Annotated in this window: 14 protein-coding genes and 1 pseudogene; 5 read left to right on the top strand and 10 right to left on the bottom strand. The window is 70.8% G+C overall.

What is annotated here, in order from left to right:
• Positions 1 to 181: 181 nt before the first annotated feature.
• From hpf to mtrA, 5 genes are all read right to left on the bottom strand, one after another.
• Entirely contained in the window at positions 182 to 916 is a 735-nt protein-coding gene (gene hpf / locus LY41_RS09685; protein WP_253863534.1) for a ribosome hibernation-promoting factor, HPF/YfiA family, read from the bottom strand.
• A 544-nt stretch (positions 917 to 1,460) separates the two neighbouring features.
• A complete protein-coding gene (locus LY41_RS09680) occupies positions 1,461 to 2,150 on the bottom strand; it encodes a ComF family protein (RefSeq protein WP_372493225.1) in 690 nt (229 codons plus the stop codon).
• Between the two features lie 51 nt (positions 2,151 to 2,201).
• Positions 2,202 to 4,232, bottom strand: coding sequence for an LpqB family beta-propeller domain-containing protein (locus LY41_RS09675; protein ID WP_253863532.1), 2,031 nt, complete (start codon positions 4,230 to 4,232; stop codon positions 2,202 to 2,204).
• On the bottom strand, positions 4,229 to 6,019 hold the full coding sequence (locus LY41_RS09670; protein ID WP_253863531.1) for an ATP-binding protein: 1,791 nt from the start codon (positions 6,017 to 6,019) through the stop codon (positions 4,229 to 4,231). The genes LY41_RS09675 and LY41_RS09670 overlap by 4 nt, the downstream gene beginning before the upstream one ends.
• A 7-nt stretch (positions 6,020 to 6,026) precedes the next feature.
• Positions 6,027 to 6,704, bottom strand: coding sequence for an MtrAB system response regulator MtrA (gene mtrA / locus LY41_RS09665; RefSeq protein ID WP_301296804.1), 678 nt, complete (start codon positions 6,702 to 6,704; stop codon positions 6,027 to 6,029).
• Between the two features lie 373 nt (positions 6,705 to 7,077).
• On the opposite strand from mtrA, the gene LY41_RS09660 reads away from it, so the two are divergent.
• The gene (locus LY41_RS09660) at positions 7,078 to 7,824 is read left to right on the top strand and encodes an IclR family transcriptional regulator (protein WP_253864065.1); all 747 of its coding nucleotides are present in this window, start codon (positions 7,078 to 7,080) and stop codon (positions 7,822 to 7,824) included.
• A gap of 143 nt (positions 7,825 to 7,967) precedes the next feature.
• Here the strand turns inward: LY41_RS09660 and LY41_RS09655 are convergent, their stop codons facing one another.
• The 3 genes and pseudogenes from LY41_RS09655 to LY41_RS09645 all read right to left on the bottom strand — a co-directional run bounded on the left by LY41_RS09655 (position 7,968) and on the right by LY41_RS09645 (position 11,703).
• On the bottom strand, positions 7,968 to 9,350 hold the full coding sequence (locus LY41_RS09655) for an ATP-dependent 6-phosphofructokinase (RefSeq protein WP_253863529.1): 1,383 nt from the start codon (positions 9,348 to 9,350) through the stop codon (positions 7,968 to 7,970).
• Positions 9,351 to 9,406: 56 nt separating this feature from the next.
• A pseudogene (locus tag LY41_RS09650) lies at positions 9,407 to 10,275 on the bottom strand (fructose-bisphosphatase class II).
• 387 nt (positions 10,276 to 10,662) lie between these two features.
• Positions 10,663 to 11,703: a helix-turn-helix transcriptional regulator gene (locus LY41_RS09645; protein ID WP_253863528.1), complete on the bottom strand. Its 1,041-nt coding sequence runs from the start codon at positions 11,701 to 11,703 to the stop codon at positions 10,663 to 10,665.
• Positions 11,704 to 11,766: 63 nt separating this feature from the next.
• Here LY41_RS09645 and LY41_RS09640 point away from each other — a divergent pair, with 63 nt between their 5' ends.
• Positions 11,767 to 13,242 (top strand): FAD-binding oxidoreductase, encoded by a 1,476-nt coding sequence (locus LY41_RS09640; protein ID WP_253863527.1) that lies wholly within the window; start codon positions 11,767 to 11,769, stop codon positions 13,240 to 13,242.
• A gap of 111 nt (positions 13,243 to 13,353) precedes the next feature.
• Here LY41_RS09640 and LY41_RS09635 read toward each other — a convergent pair whose 3' ends face one another.
• Entirely contained in the window at positions 13,354 to 13,995 is a 642-nt protein-coding gene (locus tag LY41_RS09635; RefSeq protein ID WP_253863526.1) for a dTMP kinase, read from the bottom strand.
• 391 nt (positions 13,996 to 14,386) lie between these two features.
• Between LY41_RS09635 and LY41_RS09630 the strand changes: the two genes are divergently transcribed.
• From LY41_RS09630 to LY41_RS09620, 3 genes are all read left to right on the top strand, one after another.
• On the top strand, positions 14,387 to 16,699 hold the full coding sequence (locus LY41_RS09630) for a hypothetical protein (RefSeq protein WP_253863525.1): 2,313 nt from the start codon (positions 14,387 to 14,389) through the stop codon (positions 16,697 to 16,699).
• A 120-nt stretch (positions 16,700 to 16,819) separates the two neighbouring features.
• A complete protein-coding gene (locus LY41_RS09625) occupies positions 16,820 to 17,320 on the top strand; it encodes a type VII secretion target (protein ID WP_253863524.1) in 501 nt (166 codons plus the stop codon).
• Positions 17,317 to 17,943 carry a DUF3558 domain-containing protein gene (locus LY41_RS09620; RefSeq protein ID WP_301296802.1) on the top strand — a complete coding sequence of 209 codons (627 nt, stop codon included), beginning with the start codon at positions 17,317 to 17,319 and terminating at the stop codon, positions 17,941 to 17,943. Before LY41_RS09625 ends, LY41_RS09620 begins: the two co-directional genes overlap by 4 nt.
• A gap of 152 nt (positions 17,944 to 18,095) precedes the next feature.
• On the opposite strand, the gene LY41_RS09615 is transcribed toward LY41_RS09620, so the two are convergent.
• Positions 18,096 to 19,025: a hypothetical protein gene (locus LY41_RS09615; RefSeq protein WP_253863522.1), complete on the bottom strand. Its 930-nt coding sequence runs from the start codon at positions 19,023 to 19,025 to the stop codon at positions 18,096 to 18,098.
• Positions 19,026 to 19,053: the final 28 nt, after the last annotated feature.

The following is a 19,053-nucleotide window of genomic DNA, read 5'->3' as shown; positions in this document are numbered from 1 at the left end:
CGCGACCACGCAGCACTGTCCATCGTAGGGAATGCGCAGCCCCGTGCGCACACGGCTCGGCAAGCCGGTGCACCGGCAGCGACGAAAGTGGCACACCGGGCACACACCGGCAGGACACGGCAGTGGCCCGCGCACACGAGGTGTGCGCGGGCCAGTGCGGAACGGACGCCCGGTCGGCGGATCAGCCCAGCCGGATCACTCCGTAGTCGAATCCCTTCCTGCGGTAGACGACGCTCGGCTTGCCCGCGTCGGCGTCGTTGAACAGATAGAAATCGTGCCCGACGAGCTCCATCTCGGAGAGGGCCTCGTCGACCGTGATCGGCTTCGCCGAATGCTGCTTCTCGCGCACGATACGGCCGGGCTCGTACTCATCGCCGGTATCGCCGCGGTCGACGGACTCCGTGTCGTCGAATCCGTCGTCGAGTCGCTGGGACGGGAGCCTGATGGCGCCGTCCGCGCTGACCGTGTCCGCTGCCGACGACATGGCCACGCCGTTCATCATGTCCCCGGACTCTGCAGGTGCTTCCATGACAGCGGTCGCGCTGCCGCCCGACCGGCCGTCGGACCCGCCCGCGGTGGCTTCCGCAACCGATTCCGGAACGCGCCGCCCGTAATGTACTTTTCTGCGGTCGTGCGCCCGGCGCATCCGGTTCTCGAGCTTACTCACCGCGGCATCGAGCGCGGCGTAGAAATCGCCCGCACTCGCTTCCGCTCGCATGGCAGAACCCTTGCCCCTGCCCGTTATTTCCACACGCTGGCAGTTCTTGGATTGACGTCGGTTGCGCTCGTGGAAAAGCTCCACTTCGTAGCGGATGACTTTGCGGTCGTATCGTTCGAGCCGGTCCAGCTTCTCACTCACGTGCTGCCGGTAGTGCTCCGGAACCTCCACGTTGCGGCCCTTGACGACGATATCCATACGCGACCTCCCTCGCGGAAATGCGAGTCCATTGCAGCGAACACCGGCACCGGGGACAAGAAAAGGATCATGAATCGCCAACAAGCCCTCATGATCAATTTCGGGAATTCAGATTTCCACCGGCGCCAGGGACATTTACTGGCCACCTCCCTGTTGCCCGGAATTGCTGTTAGCGGTGCACATTAGTCCGGTTCCGGCGTGGAGACCAGCCCCCGGTGCGGGGGACGTCGGACGGTGAACCGCAGTCACGTTCCGAAGCCGCGAACCGGTGTGCAAGCCCTTCGCGGGACTCGATCGGAGCAACATCGGGGTGAGCGACACCCGGCCGCCGCAGTGCCGGCACGTGAACGTCCGGCAGACGGTAACGGCGCTGCTGCTCATGTCAGGACAACGAACAACGTCCCGGGGCAGTTCCAACTCACCCGTTCGAGCGACATTGGTGCGGTCGGCGGTCGCGCGGACCGCGGCAGCAGAGCCGTCATCACCCACCGTGAGCCGTGGCTGCACCGCCCTCGTGCGACGGGACGGACAGGTCCGGCCCCGCTCAGGCGGCCGTCAGGGTCAGCGCCGCGCACGGCTCGATCCCGGCCTCGCGCAGCGCGGCGCGGCTCGCGGCGAGGGTTGCTCCCGTGGTCACGACGTCGTCGAGCAGCACGACGGGTACACCGGGCGGCGGTGCACCCGTCGCCCGGATCCGGAGCCTGCCCGCGAGGTTCGCCCTGCGCTGAACCCGATCGAGCCCGACCGCATCGCGCGCGCCCATCGTGAGCCGCAGCGCGGGTGCCACCGCGGCGGGCAGCTCGGCCTCGCTCAGCGCCGCCGCACACGCTCTCGCGAGCGCGAGCACATGCGAACCCCCACGCGCGCGGGCAGCACTCGGCCGGGAAGGAGCGGGAACCAGCCACCACGTGCCTGTGGCATCCGGCCTCGCCGCGGGCAGGTGCGGGACGGCGGCCGCGAGGGCACGCCCCAGCGGCCGGGTCAGGCCCCTCCTGCCGCGTTCCTTGTGTGCCACCACCAGAGCCCTGGCCACGCCGGCGTGGCGGGCGAGCGAGTAGGTCGGCCCGCAGGAGGCAACCGGCCGCGGCACGTCGAACGCCGCACGGCACGGTCGGCAGCACGCCTCACCCGGTGCGCCACAGCCCGCACAGTCCTCGGGCAGAGCCAGGTCGAGCAGCGAGGTGCCGACCCGGCTCAGCGCCGTCGTCTCCCGTTTCGTCACGCCCGAGAGCATGCCGCGCGGCCCTGACATTTCGGCGCACCGCACGCGGCCGCCGAACCCACGTCAGCCGGGGTAGAACGGAACCCCCGAGGACGAGCGCTGGTCGTGCGGACGCCACACGTCACCGAGATCGCTCGCCGTCCACAGGCCCGTCGCGTCGGCCACCACCGTCGGCCGTCCCGGAGCAGCCGTGATGCCGCGCATCGGTGCGATGAGATTCGAGCTGTTGAACTGGTCGACCCGCAGTCCGTCGAGCGGCACCCGCACGACCGGACTCGAATCCGACTGCGTGGCGACCGCGAGCGCATCCTGCCCCGTCCAGTCCAGCGCGACGGCGTCGTCGAGCTCGTCACCCTGCAGCACGCGCGGTGCCCGCAACGCCACCGAGGCACGGCTTTCGGAATCACGCGCCACCGCCGCGACGACGACCTTGCCGCCGACGACCATCGCCGCGCGCGTGCCGTCCCGGGACAACCGCAGCTGGTCGATGTCGCCGATCGGGTTGATCTCGGCCGAGTTCACCGACTGCGTGACCCACCGGCCCTCGGCGTCGGTGACGACCTGCACCACCCGCTCACCGCCGGTGACCGTCCACACCTCGCGCGACTGTTCGCTGCGTGTGGTCGCGGGCACCCACGTCGGCCGGGTCATCCTGCTCGCGTCCAGCTCGACCTCCTGGCCCTGCGAGCCGTACGGGCCGATCCGCAGCCGCACCCGATCGGCCGCCCGTTCGACGACAGCCAGCTGGTCCCCGCCGAGCGACTGGGCTGCACTCAGCACGTGGTGCTGTCCCTTGCCTGCCGGTCCGGGGATCGGCGACCCGTTACCGAGTGAATAGACCCTGCCGTCGGCGGTCATGAGACCGGGCAGATCCGAACTCGGCGTCGCAGGCGCCTCGTAGGCGGGCAGCTCACCCGGCCGCCAGTCCCGGTGGCCCTGGACGAGCGCACTGCCGTTGGACAGCAGCCGGACCCGGCTCGTGGTGACCGCCTGCAGCGACCGCACGAGCTGCGCGACGATGAGCTCCTTGTCGTGGGAGCTCTTCTCCGCGACGCCGGTCAGCGGCACCGCGATCGCGCCGTCCCTGGTCGTCGTCACGTTCGTCTCGAGCGAGGCGCTGTCGCCCAGCGGATTGCGGACCGCACCGGTCAGCCCGTCCGAAGGGCCGGCGAGCAGCAGGTCCACCACCCGGGCCGGCAGGCCCGACTGCGGACTGGCCACGACGTAGCGCAGGTCGGGCACCAGCACATCCGATTCGGGCGCGAAGAAGTGCACCGGCACCCGGAAGTAGGTCTCGTCGAAGTCGGAGCTCGTGACGAGCGCGCTCTGCGGCGGGTCGACGATGCGCCACTCGCCGTTCTCCTTGCGCAGGCGCACGTCCTGGTCCACGGCATCGTCGGCAGGGATGAACGAGCTGTCGGCCGCGAGCCTGCCGACGTACCCGCCACGGATCGTGACGAGTTGTTCGTCGGGTGCCGACGACGCCGTCGGCTCCTCCGGTGGTGTCGTCGTGGGCAGTGATTCCTGCCGCCGGGGAGTCACCGTCGGTGCGGGTGCACTGCTCGACCGCCCGTCGGCGTCCTCCTCGGTGGTGTCCCCACCGGTCTGCCCGCTCTGTTCGTCTCCGCTGTCGTTATCGCTGCCGCTACCGCTGCCGTTGTCGTTGTCGCTGCCGTTGTCGCGTTCGCCGAGGCGCTCGCCGGGTGCGGTCGGTCCGGTGGTGGCGGACGTGGACGACTCGTCGTCACTGGTGTAGACGGTGCTGAACTCGTCCTCGATCACGGCGACCGATGCGTCGGGCTCCCACTGCTCACGCGCCTGCTCCGACAGAAACGCGCGGGCCGCCGCGTAGTCACTGGCCGGGTCGGCGCTGGCCTCCACGAACTCACGCACGAGCGACAACCGGTCCAGGCCGGGTTCGGGTTCCGGCACCGCCTCGGTCTGCTGGCCCCGTTGCTGTTGCGGCAGCGCCTCGGGCTGCGATTCGGCCGGGATCGCGGCGCAGCCGGCCACCAGCAGGGCGGCCATGCCCAGCGCGGCGCATGCGCGCAGTCGTCGCGGGCGCACCGCGGCACGCAGGTCCTGTGTCCTCACACCGTCTCCCCTGGTTGCGCATCGGACCGGAGGTCGCCGTCCGCGTCGGTATCGGCGGCCGGGCCGTCGTCCTCCCGCGGCACGGGCAGCGGGTTCGTGACGTACGCACCGCCGACCTTGCGCGGCAGCGTGAGACGGAAACACGACCCGTTGTCGGGCTCGCCCCACGCATCGAGTGTGCCACCGTGCAGGCGCGCGTCCTCCTGGCTGATCGCCAGCCCCAGCCCGGTCCCGCCGGTGCGACGGTTCCGCGACGGGTCGGCACGCCAGAAGCGGTTGAACACCAGCTCGGCCTCCCCGGGGCGCAGTCCGATGCCCTGGTCGCGCACCGTGATCGCCACGGCTCCGGTCTGCTCGGCGGCCTCGCCGGATCCCGCTTCCCCGAGCGCCACTTCCCCGATACCGGGCTCCGTGGCCGCCGGCCCGGCGCCGGTCTCTCCCTCGGCGGGTGATTCGGGGGCGGTGGCGGCGAGATGCAGCCGGACCGGCCTGCCCTCGCCGTGGTCGACGGCGTTGGCCAGCAGGTTCCGCAGAATCCGTTCGATGCGACGGGCGTCGACCTCTGCGTCGACCGGCTCGTCCGGAAGGTCGACCTCGATCGGGCTCCCCATCGACTCCGCGAGCCCGCTCACCTGCTCGACTGCACGTTCCGCGATCTGCCGGACATCGGTGACCTCGGAGGACAGTTCCTCCACGCCGGCGTCGAGGCGGGAGATCTCCAGCAGATCCGCGAGCAGCTGTTCGAACCGGTCGAGCTCGTCGGTCAGCAGCTCGGTCGAGCGCGCCAGTCCCGCGGGGAACTGTTCCCGCGAGGCATGCAGCACGTCGGCGGCCATGCGCACCGTGGTCAACGGGGTGCGCAGCTCGTGCGAGACGTCCGAGGTGAACCGCCGTTGCAGCTCGCCGAACTCCTCGAGCTGGCGGATCTGCCGCTGGATACTCGCCGCCATCTCGTTGTAGGCGACCGCCAGCTTCGCCAGATCGTCTTCGCCGATGACCTCGAGTCTGCGATCCAATTCGCCGTGGGCGAACTCCTCGGCCGCACCGGCGGCCCGCCGCACCGGCTGGACGACCTGCCGCACGACGATGTTGGTGATGCCGGCCAGTAGCGCCAGCAGGGCGAAACTACCCACGATCAGCGTGTTCTGCACCGTCGCGACCGTGTTCTGCTCCGACGTGAGCGGGAACAGCAGGTACACCTGCAGCGGCCGGGTCGTCGTCGTGATCGGTGCGCCGATCGCGAGGTACGTCGTGCCGGCGGCGGTGTGGAACTCCTTGGCGGGAGTGTTGTTCTCGGCGAACCCGCGCAGCCGTTCGGAGACCTTGTCGTACGGCCCTGCGGAGATCGTGCTCTCCGCAGGCCGTTCCGGATCACCGGCTGCGAGCACCGGCTCGAACGTGCCCGCTGCCGAACTCGACGCGTCCTGCGCCGCGACCGAACTGGTCGTGATCCGGTTGACCGCGTTCGTGAGCCGCTCGCGCAGCGCATCGTCCTGGCCCGCGTCACCGACGAGCTCGCTCTCGACCGTGCGCACCACTGCGCCGAGCTGCGCGCCGGCCGCGTCCTCCTTGGTCGTCATGAGCCGGTCGGTGATCTGGTTCTGCAGGACCATGCCGAGCACGAACACGACCGCGGCCGACATCGCCAGCGTCGACACAGTGACACGGAACTGCAGCGAATGCCGCCACAGCTCGCTGAACGCGGTGCTCTTGCGCCGCCCGAACGCCGCGACGCGGCGGGCCAGTCCCAGCAGCAGCGCGCCGAGTCCGGTCAGGCGTTCCCTCATGAGCCGATTATGGTGGGCCCGCCTTGTAGCCCACCCCGCGCACGGTCAGCACGACCTCGGGATGTTCCGGATCGCGCTCCACCTTCGAACGCAGTCGCTGCACGTGGACATTGACCAGTCGCGTGTCGGCGGCGTGCCGGTAGCCCCACACCTGCTCGAGCAGCACCTCGCGGGTGAACACCTGCCTCGGCTTGCGCGCGAGCGCCACGAGCAGGTCGAACTCCAGCGGCGTCAAGGAGATCGGTTCCCCTTCGCGGGTCACCTGATGGCCGGGCACGTCGATGGTGAGATCACCGATGACGAGCGATTCCGCCGGTTCGCCGTCGTTGTGACGCAGCCGCGCGCGTACACGTGCGACGAGTTCCTTCGGCTTGAACGGCTTGACGACGTAGTCGTCGGCGCCGGATTCGAGGCCCAGCACGATGTCCACCGTGTCGCTCTTGGCCGTGAGCATGACGACCGGAACGCCCGATTCGGCACGGATGGCCTTGCAGACGTCGATGCCGTTCATCCCCGGCAGCATGAGGTCGAGCAGCACCAGGTCGGGCTTCATCTCGCGGAACGCCGACAGCGCGCGGGAACCGTCGGACACCACCGCGGTCTCGAAGCCCTCGCCGCGCAGCACGATGGTCAGCATCTCCGCGAGAGCGGGGTCGTCGTCGACGACCAGCACACGTGCCTTCATGAACAACATATTCGCACTGCGGTCCTCGGCGGCTGCGGGAGACCCTGGTTCGGCGTGTCCGTGCCACACCGGCACTGGTCCGTTCGGCGTAACCGGGTGCCCCATAGGAATGCCGGGCGGGTTACTCGACAGAGTGGCTGCGGCGGGCTTATCAAGGTGATACCTCACATCTACCGCCGAACGGGGCGATTCTCGCCGCTACAGGAGTTACTGTTGCGCTATGCGGAACTCCGACGCTGCCCCCTCCGCCGCCGGGAACTCCGACGACTCTCCGCTGAGCGCCGCCGACCCGGTGCGGACCGACCTCGCACCCGGCCCGGCCGCGGAACCCGCCCCCGGGCAGGAGCCGAAGAGCGAGGAGCCGAGGAGCCCGGTGCAGTCCGTCGACCGTGCGGTGAGCATCCTCGAGCACCTGGCCAAAGACGGTGAAGCGGGCATCACCGAGATCGCCGACGAACTGGGAGTGCACAAGTCCACCGCGTCACGGCTCGTGTCCGCACTGGAGATGCGCAACCTCGTCGAGCAGATCAGCGACCGGGGTAAATACCAGATCGGCCTCGGGATCGTGCGGCTGGCGGGCGCCGCCACCGGCCGGATGGACCTGGCCAAGCTGGGCAATCAGACCTGTCAGAGCCTCGCCGATTCGCTCGGGGAAACGGTCAACATCGCTGTCGCCGACGGCGGCATCGCGATCAACATCAGCCAGGCGGTCGGGTCGGCGTCGATCACCGCGCAGAACTGGACGGGCAGGCGCACGCCGTTGCACGCGACGTCCAGCGGCAAGGTGCTGCTGGCGTACCTGCCGCCCGCGCAACGCCGCGACATGCTCCGCGACCGGCTCGAGGAGTACACGCCCCGCACCACGACCGCGCCGGACGAGCTGACGGCCGAACTCAGCCGCATCGCCGACGACGGCTTCGCCGCGTGCTTCGAGGAGTTCGAACTCGGGCTGCACGCCGTCGCGGTGCCGATCTACGGCGACGGCGGTTCGGTGATCGCGGCGATGAGCGCCTCCGGCCCGTCGTACCGCCTGTCGCGGCAGCGCATCCGGCAGATCATCAGCCCGATGCGGGAAGCGGCGATGGAGCTGTCCGCCCAGCTCGGCCACTTCCCCACCTGACGCCTCCCACCGCCGCTCCGGCCTCGTCGCGACGTCGCCGTGCACCACGACGGCGCAGGCACCGAACGCGAAGGGCCGGTGCTTGCGCTCGGCGGGCGACGACTCGGCGCACCGAACCGTCGCCGTGGGACCGCGCCACGTGGTCAACAGAACCCGGAGGGGACCTTCTCGCCCTCCCGCTGCACCCCGAACTCCGCAGGCTGGCACGTGGTTTCGAGTACCGACATCCACAGGTCACCGTCGGGATCGACCTGGTTCCGGCGGCTGGTCATCAGCGACAGTGGCACGTGCACGAAACGCCGCCGCCAGCGCGCGACGGCGACCTCGGTCCGGCCCGCCATGGCCGCGTGCGCCGCGGCGTGGGCCAGCCGCAGGCAGTAGACGCTGTCGTAGGCGTTCGCGACGACGCTGCGGATGGCGTAGCTCGGGTCGATGTAGCGCATCGTGGGGGCGAGGCCGACCGCGGTCAGGTGATCGGTGATGCGTTCCTTGAGCAGGTCGTCGATCTTGCCCAGTCTGAGGTTTCCGGAGGCATCGGTCGCCTGGCCGTTCCGGTGGGGCAGCCCCGGCTCCTCGAGCAGATCCTGACCCGCCCCTTCAGCGAGCACGATGACGACGTAGCCCTTCTTCCGCACGTGCTGCTCGACGTAGGCCAACAGCCCGTCGGGCCCGTCGAGCGCGAACGCGATCTCCGGGATCAGGACGATGTCGGCACCGTTGGCCGCCAACGCGGCATAGGCAGCGATGAATCCGGAGTGGCGGCCCATCAGTTTCACGAGTCCGACACCGTTCGGGCTGGCCGCGGCTTCGACCGAGGCCGACGAGATGAAGTCCATCGCGCTCGCGAACGCGCTCTGGAACCCGAAGGACTGATCCGTGAAAGGCAGGTCGTTGTCGATCGTCTTCGGCACGCCGAGGACGGCGATGTCCAGTCCCCGCGCCTCGATCGCGGTGCTGAGGCACGTCGCGGCCCGCATACCACCGTCGCCACCGATGACGAACAGGACGTCGACGCCGTGCTCGACGAGGCTGTCGACCATCTCGTCGGGGTCCTGATTGCCGCGCGAACTGCCCAGGATGGTCCCGCCCGCGTTGTGGATGTCGCGAACATGCTCCGGCGTCAGCTCGACCGTGTCGTCGCGGTACTCGGACGTCAGGCCGCGCAGTCCGTTCCGGAACCCGAGAATCCGCTTCACCTTGTAGTGCACGGCGAGTTCCTGCACGAGCCCTCGGATGACGTTGTTGATCCCCGGGCACAGTCCGCCGCACGTGACGATTCCGGCGGTGACCGAGGAGGGGTCGAAATAGGTCTTCTTGCGCGGCCCCGCGGCTTCGAAACTCGGGACCTGTTCCGGAGGAACGTCGTGCCCGGCGAGCATGGACACGGTGTCCTCCAGCAGGACCCGATCGCCCTCCGCGACGTAGTGCGGAGAGGTCTGTTTCGTCGTGAGCATCTCGGAGAGCGGCGAATCGTAACGACACTCGCCGAGATGACGAACGCGGAGGTCGTCGATATGCAGCGTCACCGAAGCTCCCTGGTCGTCATCGAATATGGCGGGTTGCACAACGAAGCCGATGCGGCCTAACCCGCGGCTTCGTCGAACGTCGTGTGGGCTATGCGGCGAATCTGATTCCGCGAGATCAGGAGTGATTCGGCGGTGGCCGCGCCGTCGCGGGCCTGTGGCCGCCCGAGAAGGTTGCCCCCGCTGACGCCTGTGGCGACGAAGAAGGCATCGCCGGCCACGAGCTCGTCGCAGCTGTAGATGCGGTCCAGCGACATTCCCGCCACGCGGATGGCATCCGCCTCCTCGTCACGCTGGGGAGCCAGGCGACCCAGCATGCCCCCGCCCAGCGCGCCGACCGCCGCAGCCGTCATGACTCCTTCGGGGGTGCCGCCGACGCACCGGTCTGCACCACGCGTTCGATCAGCTTCTTGTGCCGTGGCTTGCCCATGATCATGACACGAAGCTCGCCGACCTGCTTTCCGAGAGCCTTCGCGACGTCGGCCAGCGTCTGCTCCGGCGGGTCGTCGAGATCGATCTGGTCTTTCGCCTCCGGCGGCACCACGATCTTTTCCATGTAGAACCCGGGCCCCGGCGACCACAGAGTGCCCCGCTCCCCGAACGCGATCGTGGCCAGTGCACCGGGAAGGTCCTTCGCACAGAACGAGGTTCCCTCGAGCGGATCGACGGCGATGTCGAACTCGGGGCCGAACCCGTTGCCCACGACCTCACCGTTGAACAGCATCGGGGCGTCGTCCTTCTCACCCTCCCCGATCACGACGGTCCCCCGCCCTGGCGCGCCGGCCAACGCCTCCCGCATGGCCCTGGTGGCCGCGGCGTCGGCCGCGTCCTGGTCGTAACGGCCGACCCACTCGTAACTCGCGACCGCGGCACTCCGGGTCGCCTCCAGCGCCACGGCCTCCAGCGCTCGAATATCGCCACGATTCATCGGGGTAATCTCATTCTGAGACTGCATCATGGTCTCCTGTTCCTGCGGGTAAAGTCAGCACAGCGAGATCGCCCGGGCACGCGGACAGCCCGAACGAACCGCACGTGCATGCTTCTCGGAAAACGACAAATCGTGGCGACATTGGCGATTACGCCCTCATTCGAGCGGTCCTGGTGATCGAACCACTCCACACACGGCATCGACACGACCCGCAGTTCGTCCGCCCACGCGGCGGGCAGCTCACGGGCGGCAAGCCCCTGCCGTTGGGTCGCCCGGTGCTGGGCTGAACCGATCCGAGGGGGACCCGGCGCCGGGTGGGCGGCCGCACAGGCGCTGCCCACCCGGCGTCGGCTCATGCACAGCCACCGGCCCCTTGGCGGCCAACCCTCACGGGGTGGCCGCCAGCGTCGTGCCGAGGCTGCGGAGCGGTCCGGTCACCTCAGGTCCTGCCTCGACGGTGACCCCGGCACCACGAGCGGCCGCCAGTGCGGCGAGCAGCGCCACGTACTGCACCACGAGCTCGGCCGAATCGGCCGAGACCCGGGCCCGGCACCGGTCCGGACCGTCGGCCGACAGCCCGCCCGGCAGCGCGGGCACCCACCGGCGGACCTCGGGTTCGGGCAGTTCGATCGTCACGTGCGCGGTGTGGCGATACGTTGCCGCCGCGAACGACTCCCGCAGCTGCGCAACGGGGTCCTCGGACTGTGGTCGCGGCACGAACCGCCGCCCCGTCGCGGTGACGTCGCGCATCCGGTCGAGCCGGAAGATCCGCGCAGCGTCGCGGCCGAGGTCGTGGGCCGACAGGTACCAGCGCCCCTCGGCGACGACGAGCCGTTGCGGTTCGACGCGACGGTCGGTGTCGCGGCCCCTGCTCACGTAGCGCAGCGACACGACCTCGGCGTCCCGGCACGCGGCCGCGAGCAGCGCGAGCCGGTCCGGGTCGACGGCGGGGAGTCCGCCTCCGATGTCGCCGCCGGGTCCGCCGGACTGGTCCGGTTCGCCGGGCAAGTCGTCCGCCGGCACACCGCGCGCCGGCGCCACCACGACGGACCCCGCGGCCGCCAACCGGGGCCGCAGGCGCGCGGGCAGCACCTGGCCGAGCTTGGCCAGTGCCCGAGTGGCGCTCTCGCCGAGGCCGGGGTTCACGGACGCGGCCGCCGCGAGTGCCACGCCGGCGGCGACCGCCTCGTCGTCGTCCAGCACCAGCGGCGGGAGTCTGCCGCCTCGTCCCAGCCGGTATCCGCCACCGGTGCCGCCCGTGCTCTCCACCGGGTAGTCCAGCGCACGCAGCCGGTCGATGTCGCGGCGCAGCGTCCGCGTGGTCACGCCGACCCGCTCGGCGAGTTCCCGCCCCGGCCATTCGCGCCTGCTCTGCAACAGGGCCAGCAGCCGCAGCAGTCTGCCCGGCATCTCCTGACGAACGGACATGCCGGTAACACTGCCACGATTCGAGGACGTGATGTGTCCTCGAGTGTTCCTACGGTCACCGCCATGACGAACACGACCGGCCCGACCAGTTCCTTCTCCGACGGCTCCGTTGCAGGCAGCTCCGCCGACCCTGCATTCCCCGACCTCGACGGCGCCGCCCGCCTGCCCGGCGACGACGGGTTCGACGCCGCATGCACCGGCTATCAGCGCGCTGCCGTCCACCGGCCCGGCTGCGTCGTGTCGGCGCGCTCGGCCGAGGACGTGCGCACCGCGGTGGCCTACGCGGCTGACCACGACCTGCACGCATCCGCGCAGGTCAGCGGACACGGCCTGACCACTGCGCTCGACGGCGGCGTACTCGTCGACCTGCGCGGCCTGACGCGCGTCGACGTCGACCCCGCGCGGCGCACGGCGAGGGTCGAGGGCGGCGCGACGTGGCAACACGTGCTCGACGTGGTGACCCCGCACGGCCTGGCGCCGTTGTCGGGCAGCTCCCCGCACGTCGGCGCCGTCCCGTACACGCTCGGCGGCGGCATGGGGCTGCTGGGACGGCGCTACGGCTACGCCGCCGATCACGTGCGCGCATGGGAAGTCGTGACCGCCGACGGCACACTCCGCCGGGTGACGTCGGCGTCGGAAGGCGAGCTCGAACGCGAGCTGTTCTGGGCGCTGCGCGGCGGTGGAGCCGGCAGCGGCATCGTCACGGCGATGGAGATCGACCTCGTGACGGTCGCCGAGGTCTACGGTGGCAGTCTCTACGTCGACGTGGCCGAAGCGGGCGATGTCCTCGAACGCTGGCGCCGGTGGACCGCGTCGGTACCGGACGAGGTGACGTCCGGCGTCGCGATGCTCGTCCTCCCCGATGTGCCCGGAGTCCCGGAGGACCTCCGCGGCCGCCACGTCGCGCAGCTGCAGGTGTGCGTGGCGCCGGCCGGCGACGTGCCGCACGACGACCAGCACAGCGTCGATGGGGTGCACAGTGACGATGGAGTGCGCAGCGTCGAACGGCTGCGGGAGGCGGTGCCGGTGCTACGGGACACGCTGTGCATGCGGCCGTTCTCGGACTCCGGTGCGATCTTCGACGAACCCGACCGGCCTTACGCCTATCGTTCGCGGACCGCGATGCTCCGGTCACTGGAGCCCGGCGCACTGGCGCGGTTCCCGGCCGCGGTGGGACCCGCTGCGCCGGTGATGTGTGTAGCCGGGCTCCGGCATCTCGGGGGTGCGTTCGCGCGGTCGCCGCGGGTGGCGGGAGCCGTCGGGTACCGCGAGGCCGAGTACCTCGTGTCGGTGCTCTCGCCGGTGGCGCCCACGTCCGAGGCCACCGGCGACGAGGTGGCCGCGCTGCACGCCGACGTGCTCGCACCGTTCGCACCGGAGGTGCTGGGCGCGAACCTGTCGTTCACCTTCGGCCCGTCGACACCGGACGAGGTGTGCTCGGCGTTCACCCCGCCTGCTGCCGACCGGTTGCGGCACCTCCGCGACCGCGTGGACCCGGGCGGCACGTTCCTGGCGAACCACCCGCTCCCGGCTCAGTGAGTGCCCCCAAGGGCACCTTCGGGGCGCTCAACGCCCCGGAGCTTCCCCTCGCGGAGTCTGCCCCTCGCAGTTCCCATCTCCGCCAGACCGACGGGACGCGGGACGCGCCGATCAGGCGAGGAGTCGTTTCGCCAGGTCGACGGCATCGACGCGGTCGGCGCCGTCGATCACGTGCCACGGCGACAGCCAATTCGCGGCAGCCAGCTGGTCGTAGACGGCCGAGCAGCGGGATTGCAGGTCGTCGTCGGTTTCGAACGCGTCGCGGGCCCGCGCCGTGTCCGCCTCGGCGCGGCCGCGGGCACGGGTGGCGGCCACGTCGGGCGTCACCCGCAACAGGAGGTGCGCATCGGGCACGGGCAGACCGAACCGGTCGATCTCCAGCTCGCGCACCCAGCGCACGACGTCGCTGTCGGCCCCTTCGCGTAGCCGCGCCGCCTGGTAGGCGGCGTTCGAGGCGACGTACCGGTCGAGCAGCACGACGTCGTGGCCGACGATCAGGTCGTGGATGTCGTCGGCGGCACCGCGGCGGTCGAGCGCGTACAGCAGACCCATCCCGTAGACGGACTCACCGAGGTCGCCGTGCTCGCCGTGCAGTGCCTCGCGCACGAGGTCGGCGTGCACGCTCGCGCCGTACCGGGGGAAGGCGGTCGTGGCCACGCTCGCACCCGCGTCGCGCAGTGCCGCCGTCAGCGCGTCGGTCAGCGTGCGCTTGCCCGCGCCGTCCAGCCCTTCGATGACCACCAATCGACCCACGAGTGCAGACTAGCCAGCGGCGCCAAGCGCCTCATTGGGGGGCGGCGGCCGGGCGACGGCCGGACGACGGGCGGGCGACAGCACCGCGAAGCGCCTCGATGGGGGCGGCCGAGGACGAATCCGACCGCCGTGCCGAGTCCGGTCGACCGCGCGTCCAGCTCCTCGTGGCTCGCTACCGGCCGGGGCGAAGTCAACGACGAGTTGTTTCACCTCTGACGCGACAACACTCCACCGGGTGGCTCTAGCACACCGGCGCAGCCCACGCGTCCACCACCCGTGTGGGGTAACCGTCGGACGCGCTGGTGCGTCGACACGGCACATTCGCGCTCGGCGTTTACCGTGGCAGTTCGGCCACCGTAGAACGCATCAACCCAGCTAGGAGGCGTGCCACGTGCCTCTTCCCGGCCCCGACACCCGGGTCGTCGAGCTTCGCGTGCCCGGACTGATCGGCACGACCGGCGAGTCGTTGCTCGATTCCGTCGGCACCGTCGATGTGGACGGCGACGGGACGGGACGGATCGTCCGCCCGTCCGACCGACTGCGCAGGCCAGCACCGGGTCCCGTGCTGCAGGCGCTGGGCCGATCGATGCCGCGCACCCTCGAGGGCTACCTGTGGAACCGGATGACCTCGGGCCGTGCGGCGAACGCGACGTGGGCGCTGCTGTTCCCGTTCTCGCTGGCCAACGTGGCGCATTGGATGCTGCCGCCGGTCCCCGAGGCTTCGCGGGCCTCGGCGGCGCTCAACCGCGGGTGCCGCGGACTGCTGCGGGTGGCGGCGGTACTGCTGACGATGCTGCTCGTGGCGCAGCTCGGGGTCGTGACGCTGGATATGTTCGCCGCGCAGTGCCTCACGGCCGGGTCGGGCTGCCTGGACTCGGCACCGTCGTGGCTGGGCGACATTCCCGGCCTGCGCACCGCGGCCGGGTTGCTGCCGCTGCTGGGGGTCGCGGCCGTGCTGTTCTGGGTGTCACGCACGAGCTGGCGGCCCGACGACCAGGACGAACCACCGCACGACCACCTGGGCGGCGGGCTCTCGGACGTCGCCGACACGGCGGCGCTGCGCTGCGTGCACGTCGTCGCGGCACTCGGCGTAACGGCGTTGCTGCTGCTCGGCGGGCCGCTGACGATGCCGGCGGGAACTGTCGCAGCCACGCTGTGGGTCGTGACGCTCGTGCTGCTGGGGTCGGTGCTGTTGGTGAGCATGACCCCGGCGCGGCGGGTGCTGCCCGCGCCGATGCGGCGGGCGCTGTTCGGCGTGGCGATCGCGGTGACGGTGGCGGCTGCGATGGTCGGCGCCCCGCTGCCCGCGACGCTACCGGGCACGAACGCCACCGTGGAACTCGTCGGCGCCGCCCTGCTCGGCGGGTGTGCGCTGTTCGCCCTGCTCCTGGTGCCGACGGTGCTGCTGGCCCGCCGCGAGTGGGCGCACCTGCCGCGCAGGCTCCGCCCGTGGGCGGGCGGCTGGGCGGCCGCGCCCGCACTCGCGCTCGCGGGCCTGCTCGGTGGCGGGTTCGGCGCCGGGCTCGCGGTGGCACTGCGGCAGCTGCTCGGCTCGGACGGCCTGCGCCTGCCCGAGGGATACGACCTCATCACGATGCTCTGGGGCGGCGGACTCGTCGTCGCGGGACTGCTCACGGCATGGGCTGTGGCCGGGTCGTCACTGCGCCGCGTGCGCCGCGGCGTGCCCGACATCGTGACGTTGCTGCAGGGGCAGCAGGCTCCGGCGGCCGACGACGAGGAGGCGTCGGCCGCGTGGGCGCGGGCCGGCTGGGATCGCAAGTACCTGCACCGGCTGGTGCTGACGTTCGCGTGCACGCTCGGTGCGGGTGCGGTCGTGCTGGTGGCGCTGCGGGTCACGATGGGTCCCGTGCCGGGGTGGCTGGCACCGTTGTCGGCGGTCGGCGTGCTGGCGCTGGGCGCGCTCGCGGCGGGGCTGCTCCGCGCGGTCTACACCGCGGCGACGGGGCAACAGCGCAGCAGACATCTGGGCGCGTTCACGGACCTGGCCTCCTTCTGGCCACGGGCGGCCCACCCGGTCGTGCCGCCGTCGTACGCGCTGAAGGTCGTGCCGGAGCTGGCAGACCGGGTGCGCACGCACCTCGAGGAGCCGAACACCCGCGTGGTGCTGGCCGGGTATCACGTGGGCGGGTTGCTGACCGTCCTGGCCGCCGCCCGGCTGGCCGACGAGCTGTCCGACGAGGATCGCGAACGCCTCGGGCTGTTGACCGCAGGGGCGCCGTTGCAGTGGGGGTACCAGCGGGCGTTCCCTGCGATGTTCCCGTCGGCGTCGTTGGCACGGCTCAGCGGCGGACTGAGCGGCCGGTGGCGCGGGTTGTGCCGCGGCACGGACGCGTTCGGCGGCGGGGCGACGACCTGGCGGCACCAGGTGGCGAGCGGCATGCTGCTCGGGGTCGGATACTGCGGTAACGGCGGCATCGGCGCGGTCGAACCTGCGGTGCAAGGGCCCACGGGGGTACTCGTCCTCGGCGGCGACCACTGGCTGCCGGACCCGATGCGCGAGCCGGTGAGCGGCAGGCGCTGGACCCCGGGTGTCCGCAAACACGCCGACTACGTGGGCGATCCGGAATGGGACCGCGCCGTCGTCATGGCCGCAGGGCTGGAGGACGCCGACCTGTCCGCAAGCCTGGCCGAACAGGTGTCGCTGTTCGGCGACGTCCTCGGCACACCCCGCTGCACGACGTAACCGACCGAGACGGCGGCGGCGCACTCGAGGTGATCGTTTTCGCCACGACTCGGTGAATGGTTCGCCATGCTAGCGTGCTGCGGGAAAACTGGACATGCCTGAAGATTCGGGGAGGTATCGATGGCACCGGGTGGCGACGAGACGGCGCAGGGCAGCGGCGACGGCGGGCAGCTCTCGACGCAGGACGCCGCGATGGCCGGTACGGCGCTGGGCGGCGGGAACCTCTTCGCCGCCGTGAACTTCGTCATCGACGGCAAGGCGACCAACCCCGGCTCCGGCGGTGGCTACGAGTTCGACGGCGACACCGCCAAGGGCATCTACGACGAAGCCAAGGAGCTCGCCGGGCGGTACCGAAACCATTACCGCGATGCGAGAAACATCGCCGAATCAGCGGAGCCGCCGGCCGAGGATCCGGCGAGCGTGCGCTTCACCCAGGTCGCGAAGCGGGCCTGGGAGGTAGGCGCGGAACGTATGCGTGAGCTGTGGAAGTTCCACCACGACCTGGCCGAGAAGCTCGGCAAGGCGCTGGGTGTGTACGAGGAGGCCGAGGACCAGGCCGGCAAGGACGTCAAGAACGCCGGTGGCGGGGACGGCAAGGACGAGGGAGGCTTCGTCGCATGAGGCGGGCTGGCGCGCTGCTGGCGGCCGGTGCTGCTGCGGTGCTGGTGGCGGGGTGCTCGGGCGAATCCACAGGACAGCCCGAGCCCGCCCCCATGTCGTCGACCGGTTCCTCGGCGCCGTCGAGTGCCGGTGGGTCGTCGGCTGGTTCGGACCTGCCGCACAGCGGTGCGCCGGAGGTGACGAACCCGCTTCCGGAATCGGTGTTGTCGGGTGATCCGTGTCAGGCGTTGACTCGGGATCAGCAGGAGTGGGCATTGGGGTCCGACGTGTCTGACGGTAAGCGGCGCGACATCGACATACTCGGCCCGCGGTGTTCCTGGGACAACGACGGCGGTGGGTTCACGCTCAGTTTCCTGACCGTGACGCGTGGAGGGCTGAGCGTGAACTATGCCAACGCCAAGGATGCGGGGAATCCGCTCCGTGAGGTTGATCCGGTTCAGGGTTTGCCCACGATCACTCTTCCCGACCAAGACGTGGGCTGCAGCGCTGTGGTCGGTCTGGCCGACGAGTATGCCGTTTCCGTCACTGTGGCCATCGATGATCCAGACGATGACACGCATGCGTGCGACTCGGCGCTCCGACTCTCCGACATGGTCGTCGGAAACCTCAAGGACAAGGCGTAGTCCACGAGCCCCGCCGAACAGTGTCGCTGTTCGGCGACGTCCTCGGCACACCCCGCTGCACGACGTAACCGACCGAGACGGCGGCGACGGCACGGCACGGCGACCGACCCCGCTCCGGCGGCGGCAACGAGGTCGACGGCGGAACCGCCGAGTCAGCCGCGGCGCGTGCGGGCGGCCAGGACGGTCGCTGCGGCAGCGGCCAGCACACCGCCACCGCCGAGCAGCAGCAGTCCGCCACCGAAGCCCATCCCGTCGTCGGCCGCCCCCGCAGCGGCGGCACCTTCGTCCTCCGCTTCGCCGGAGCCCGCATCGGCCCGCTGAGCCGACGGCGCAGGTGCCGCGGACGACGTTCCTGCCCCGGATCGTTCGTTCCCGGCCGCGGTCTGCACGTTCGGATCGGGACGTGCCGTGCCCGTCGGCGCTTCGGCCTCGTCGCCTGCCTGCGGCCGGGGCCGGTCCGTGCGCTCGGCGCCGGAACCGGGCTCGGACTCGCGCTCGGCGTCGGAACCGGACTCCGCGTCACCTGCGTCATCGCGACCGGGACTGGCATGGACATCGGCGTCGAGCTCGGACGTCGGCGGCGCTCCCGGATCCTCCGGCGCCGGCGGCGTCTCGATGCAGTGGGTCCAATGACTGAACCAGTCCGACCGGCCGCCGGCGCCATCGTCGCCGGGGTTCCCACCGGCCCCGCCCCAATCGGACTTCTTCCCGGTGCGAACCCGGTCCGGATCCAGCGCCAGCCCGCCGCGGTGCATCCGGTCTTCCTCGCACAGTGGCAGATCGTTGTCTCCGGCGCGGCGTTCCGTCGCACCGTCGCCGGAGCCACCCGTGTCCTCGTGATCCCGGTCGCCGCTCCCATCACCGGACTCGCCCCGGTTCTCCTCGCGATCAGGAACGTCACCGTCGTGATCACCCTGATCGCTGTGCTCGCCCTGGTCACCTTGGTCGATGACGCCGCTTTCGCGGCCGTACGCATCGCCGGGTGCACCCCGGACGTCCTGGCCGGCGCTCGCAGCGCCCGCCGAACCGAGCAGGACCGCACCGGTCGCCACGGCCAGTGCGAACGAACGGGTCACGCTCATGAAGCACTCCGAACAAGTGTGGCAGCAG

Origin of the sequence: Prauserella halophila (assembly GCF_024171895.1) — a bacterium.
GTDB lineage: Bacteria > Actinomycetota > Actinomycetes > Mycobacteriales > Pseudonocardiaceae > Prauserella > Prauserella halophila.
Note: the sequence above shows the minus strand (reverse complement) of the source record. Positions and strands in the feature narration are given on the sequence as shown.